This window comes from Sulfuricurvum sp., assembly GCF_019163035.1.
Lineage (GTDB): Bacteria > Campylobacterota > Campylobacteria > Campylobacterales > Sulfurimonadaceae > Sulfuricurvum.
Window position 1 is genome coordinate 18998 of record NZ_JAFLKV010000106.1, and the last position, 2772, is coordinate 21769.

Consider the following 2772-nt stretch of genomic DNA (forward strand, 5'->3'; position numbering starts at 1 on the left):
ACTCTCAAAATCATGTCCTTTGATAACGCCGCTTGAAAATAGCTGCTGATCTTTACCAAATCGGTATCCACCGCAGCACATGAAATTCCCGACCGCTCGACCCTCACCTGATTTGATAGAGTCACGATAGGCATTGACGAGCATCACCATATCGGGGATATAGGCACGCTCGATAAAATCTCTCGTCTCTTTGATGATAAACAAAAAGTCATTTAAGCGTTGAGGGTTGAGCATATCGGCAACGCTTGTCACCCCTCCGACGACGAGATTTTGAGGATGGGGGGTTTTACCTGCGAAAATTGCCACTGCTTTAGAGAGTTCTCGCTGTATCCGTAAGGCTTCAAGATAATGGTTCATATGTACCAAATTCTCCTCATGGCTGAGACGATATGATGCGTGCCCCCAGTAGCCGTTGGCAAAGAGTCCCAACCGCCCTGCTTTGACAAAACTCTCCAATTTTTCTTTAACTGCCTCAAGATGACCGTCAGAGTTACGATAGGGGTGTTCGCACCAAGACGCTGCATCTTTGGCGGCTTTCGTACAATCGGCACTGAGCGCACCGGTAATGTCCACAAAATCGAGTGAATGGAGGTGATAATAGTGGACGATATGATCTTGAACGAACAACGAGAGGGTGACGAGGTTGCGGATAATCTCAGCATTGTGAGGGATCTCAATCTTGTACGCCGCTTCCACGGCACTAATCGAAGCACGATAATGGACATTGGTACACACCCCGCAGATACGCTGAGCGATCAACCCCGAATCGCGAGGATCACGCCCTTTTAAAATTGTCTCTATCCCCCGAAACAGCTGACCCGAAGCCCATGCTTCGGTGACAACATTATTCTCATCTATTTCAACTTCAATCCGCAAATGCCCCTCGATTCGTGTAATCGGGTCAATAATAATTTTTTTAGTGCTCATTTTCACCCTCCGGTAATTTACGATTATTAGCATAGCTGTCAAACGCGATTTTCCCCTGACCGCAGGCGAAACATCCGTGCCCTGCTTGTACCGGCCAGCTCGTCCCTTCGTTGAATTTCACGAGTGAGCAGTTTAGATCGGCATAAGGACCTTTGCATCCCATCTCAAAAAGACACCACCCCTTCTTCGCCCCCTCATCACCCCATTCACGGACAAACTCATCGGCATCGTAATGCCCTCGGCGTTCGCAGTTATCATGGACACGGAAACCGTACGCCCATTCGGGACGGTTTTTACTATCGAGTTTCGGAAACTCATCAAACATGATGTACTGCAACAGCGTTCCGACGATATTAATCGGATTGGTCGGACAACCGGGGAGGTTGATAATATCGCTACGATCTAACGCTTCCGCCACACCAACGGCACCTGTAGGATTAGGCGCGGCGGCGACAACACCGCCATCATAGGCGCATGAACCCACCGCGATTACCGCTGCGGCATTTTTGGCGACACGACGCAATAAATCGACCCCCGTCTCACCCTTTGGCCCTATCCGTAAAAATTTGCCATCGAGACCTAACGGAACCGCCCCCTCGACGATCAAGACGTATTTCCCGCTGTCATTATGGAGGATACTCTCCAGAGCGGACTCCGATTGATCCCCCGAAGCCGCCATCAACAGTTCATGATAATCGAGTGAGATGTATTTAAGGATCAGATCGTCCACTTTGGGATGAGAAGTTTTGATAAACGCCTCCGAGTTACCCGTACAGTCGGAGAGTTCCAGCCAAATGATCGGGATTTTGTTAAGCTGCGTTACCCCCTCTTCCACAACCCCCTCAAACTGCGGATGCAGATGCATCGATGCGGTAATCATCGAGACCCAATGGTTAAACTCGCGACTCATCTCGAACGATTCCAACGCTTCATGGAAGTTCTCGGCACTCAGCTGATTTTTCGGATGAAGTCGGTTGTATTTTTCGATCCGTGCGCGCACTTTTTCCAGTTCCGCCGCAGCAGCCGCATCGAGCCGCTCTTGGCGGAGCCGTGCCGCTTCCTCAGGATCGACGGGAGTTGCGCTGATAATCGCGCAAATATCCTGCTTGCACCGTCCGCAGGTACGTCCCGCTTTGGAGTGTTCTTTGAGTTCAGCGAACGATGTCACCGCATTCTCTTTGATAATCTCGACCAACTCCAGCTCATGCACCCCCTCACAGCTACAGACAAGTTTCCCGTATTCGGACATCAAACGGTTCGAATAGAGATACGCCGCATCAATCGGTGAGTTGTTCTCAATCAGCCGTTTTAAAGCGAGGAGATCGATATTCGTGTTGATCCCGATAAACCGTTTCAGTCTGTCATTATTGACGATATATTGATCGATACGATCCCCATGAGTGATTAAAATCGTTTCATTCTCACTATCTTTAGGGTTAAAATCGGTCGCAGTGACATCGGCGAACAAAAATGATCCCACTTTTAACCCGTCAATAGATACCTCTTCGGTAAATGTTTTGCTCTCATCGTCTAGGAGATTCGCGATAGCCACATCGGCTTGGATCGTGCACTCTTTGACCCGTCCTGCGATAAATCCCCCCTGCCGAAGCTGTGCCGCTTCGCCGACGCAGTAGATATTCTCATCGGAGGTGCACATCTTCTCATCAACCAAAATACCCTTATCGCATTCGAGCACGTCACGAGCGTAGGGGATATTGGGATCGATCCCGACTCCGAAAATGATAAACGGGTTGTCAATCTCGCCTTGCTTGGTCAAGACTTTTGTTATCACATTTCCCTCAACCTCTTTATCGACGATTTGATCGCCGAATCGGATACTTACAC

At 49.3% G+C, this 2772-nt stretch carries 2 protein-coding genes; both read right to left on the reverse strand.

Going from position 1 to position 2772, the window contains the following annotated elements; all coding sequences use genetic code 11:
• A partial coding sequence (locus JZU62_RS07780; protein WP_295013538.1) for a nickel-dependent hydrogenase large subunit occupies window positions 1-927 on the reverse strand: 927 nt, incomplete at its 3' end.
• The coding region (locus tag JZU62_RS07785) for a hydrogenase small subunit (protein WP_295013539.1) at window positions 917-2772 on the reverse strand (1856 nt) is incomplete at its 5' end. The genes JZU62_RS07785 and JZU62_RS07780, both read right to left, overlap by 11 nt.